Consider the following 2922-nt stretch of genomic DNA (forward strand, 5'->3'; position numbering starts at 1 on the left):
CTACCTGCACTCCCGCCTGCTGGAGCGCTGCGCCAAGCTGAACGACGAGCTCGGCGGCGGCTCGCTGACGGGTCTGCCGGTCATCGAGACCAAGGCCAACGACATCTCGGCCTACATCCCGACGAACGTCATCTCGATCACCGACGGGCAGTGCTTCTTCCAGTCCGACCTGTTCAACTCGGGCCAGCGCCCCGCGGTCGACGTCACCACCTCGGTGTCCCGCGTCGGCGGTGACGCGCAGATCAAGGCGATGAAGACGGTCTCCGGCTCGCTGCGGATCGACCTGTCGCAGTACGAGGAGCTGAAGTCGTTCGCGGCGTTCGCCTCCGACCTCGACGCGACCTCCCGCGCCCAGCTGGACCGCGGTGCCCGCCTGTACGAGCTGCTCAGGCAGCCGCAGTACTCGCCGGTGCCGGTCGAGCAGCAGGTCGTCACCGTGTACCTCGGTACCAACGGCGCCTACGACGAGGTGCCGGTCGAGGACGTGGCCCGGTTCAACCGGGAGTTCCAGGAGAGCCTGCGCCACAGGAACGAGGGCATCCTCGCCGAGATCCGCGACACCGGTAAGTGGTCCGAAGACCTCGCCGAGCGCGTGGTGAACGCGGTGAACGAGTTCAAGAAGGGCTTCACCACCTCCGAGGGCAAGCCGCTCAAGGAGGCCGAGGCTGAGGCCATGGCCGCGGACGAGGTCGGGCAGGAGACCGTGAAGGTCAACCGCCCGGCGCCGTCGACAAGCTGACGGGGACGTAGATGGCCGCACAACTTCGCGAGCTCCGGTCCAAGATCCGGGCGACCAAGTCCATCGGCAAGATCACCAAGGCGATGGAGCTCATCGCCACGTCCCGCATCAGCAAGGCGCAGGCCCGCGTGGACGCGTCCCGGCCGTACGCGGAGGAGATCACCAAGGTCCTCTCCGCGCTGGCCACGGCGGCGACCACGCTGGACGTCCCGCTGCTGTCCCAGCGCCCGAACCCGAAGCGGGTCGGCGTGCTGGTGATCACCAGCGACAAGGGTCTGTCGGGCGCCTACAACTCGAACGCGCTGCGGGCGGCGGAGGAGCTGTTCTCGCTGCTGCGTGAAGAGGGCAAGAACCCGGTGCTGTACGTCATCGGCGCCAAGGGCGTGGGGTACTACAAGTTCCGCGGCCGCACGGTGACCGACAGCTGGACCGGGTTCTCGCAGGTGCCCCGCTACGAGAACGCGCAGGAGGTCGGCCGCACGCTGGTCGAGGCGTTCAACTCGGGCGCGGACGACGACGGCGACCAGCCGGGCGCGGACGGTGTCCTCGGCGTCGACGAGCTGCACATCGTGTACACCGAGTTCCGCTCGATGCTGTCGCAGGTGCCGGTCGCCAAGCGCATCGCCCCGCTGGAGGTCGAGTACTCCACCGGTGAGGAGCCGAGCGCGCCCCAGCCGGACGTCATCCCGTCGGCGTACTCGTTCGAGCCCAGTGCCGACGTGCTGCTGGCCGCGCTGCTGCCGAAGTACGTCAACACCCGGATCTACTCCGCCCTGCTCGAGTCGGCCGCGTCGCAGCTGGCCGCCCAGCGCAACGCCATGAAGTCGGCGTCGGACAACGCGAGTGACCTGGTGAAGACGTACACCCGGCTCGCCAACCAGGCGCGTCAGGCCCAGATCACCCAGGAGATCAGTGAAATCGTCGGCGGTGCGGACGCACTCGCCGCGGTAGGAAGTGAAGACTGATGACGACAACCGAGAACACCGCCAAGGGCCGCATCGTGCGGGTGACCGGTCCTGTGGTCGACGTCGAGTTCCCCCGCGGCGCGATCCCCGACCTGTTCAACGCACTCAAGGTGGACATCGACTTCCCCGAGCTGAAGAAGACGGTGACCCTCGAGGTCGCCCAGCACCTCGGCGACAACATGGTCCGCACCATCTCCCTCCAGCCGCAGGACGGCCTGGTCCGGGGCGCCGAGGTGCTCGACACCGGCGCCGCTATCTCGGTCCCGGTCGGCGAGAAGGTCAAGGGCCACGTCTACAACGCGCTCGGCGAGTGCCTTGACGAGCCGGGCTACGGCGCGGACTTCGAGAGGTGGGAGATCCACCGCAAGCCGCCGCCGTTCGACCAGCTCGAGGGCCGCACCCAGATGCTGGAGACCGGCCTCAAGGTCATCGACCTGCTGACGCCCTACGTGGTCGGTGGCAAGATCGGCCTGTTCGGCGGCGCCGGCGTGGGCAAGACGGTGCTCATCAAGGAGATGATCACCCGTGTGGCCCGCAACTTCGGTGGCACCTCGGTGTTCGCCGGCGTCGGCGAGCGCACCCGTGAGGGCACCGACCTGTTCCTGGAGATGAGCGAGGACGGCGTCATCAACGACACCGCGCTCGTGTTCGGGCAGATGGACGAGCCGCCGGGTACCCGTATGCGGGTCGCCCTGTCGGCGCTGACCATGGCCGAGTACTTCCGCGACGTCCAGAACCAGGACGTGCTGCTGTTCATCGACAACATCTTCCGGTTCACCCAGGCGGGTTCCGAGGTGTCGACCCTGCTGGGCCGCATGCCCTCCGCCGTGGGTTACCAGCCGACGCTGGCCGACGAGATGGGTGAGCTGCAGGAGCGGATCACCTCGACCAAGGGCCGGTCGATCACCTCGATGCAGGCGATCTACGTGCCGGCGGACGACTACACCGACCCGGCCCCGGCCACGACGTTCGCCCACCTGGACGCCACCACCGAGCTGTCCCGCGGGGTGTTCCAGAAGGGCATCTTCCCGGCGGTGGACCCGCTGGCGTCGACGTCGACGATCCTCGACCCGTCCATCGTGGGCGAGAAGCACTACGCGGTCGCGTCCGAGGTCATCCGGATCCTGCAGAAGTACAAGGAGTTGCAGGACATCATCGCGATCCTCGGTATGGACGAGCTGTCCGAAGACGACAAGAAGCTCGTGTATCGCGCGCGCA

At 67.7% G+C, this 2922-nt stretch carries 2 protein-coding genes and 1 pseudogene; all 3 read left to right on the forward strand.

The window, feature by feature from the left end; translation table 11 throughout:
• A pseudogene (locus ACJ73U_RS23140) lies at positions 1-739 on the forward strand (F0F1 ATP synthase subunit alpha); the annotation flags it as partial.
• A gap of 11 nt (positions 740-750) precedes the next feature.
• Positions 751-1704: a F0F1 ATP synthase subunit gamma gene (locus ACJ73U_RS23145; protein WP_407779783.1), complete on the forward strand. Its 954-nt coding sequence runs from the start codon at positions 751-753 to the stop codon at positions 1702-1704.
• On the forward strand, positions 1704-2922 hold a 1219-nt coding region (atpD, locus tag ACJ73U_RS23150), incomplete at its 3' end, for a F0F1 ATP synthase subunit beta (protein WP_407779784.1). The genes ACJ73U_RS23145 and atpD, both read left to right, overlap by 1 nt.

It is taken from the genome of Actinophytocola sp., from assembly GCF_045807065.1.
Taxonomy (GTDB): domain Bacteria; phylum Actinomycetota; class Actinomycetes; order Mycobacteriales; family Pseudonocardiaceae; genus Actinophytocola.

Coding starts and splice junctions, on each gene's coding strand:
- ACJ73U_RS23145 (WP_407779783.1), top strand. CDS start 751: ATGGCCGCACAACTTCGCGAGCTCCGGTCCAAGATCCGGGCGACCAAG.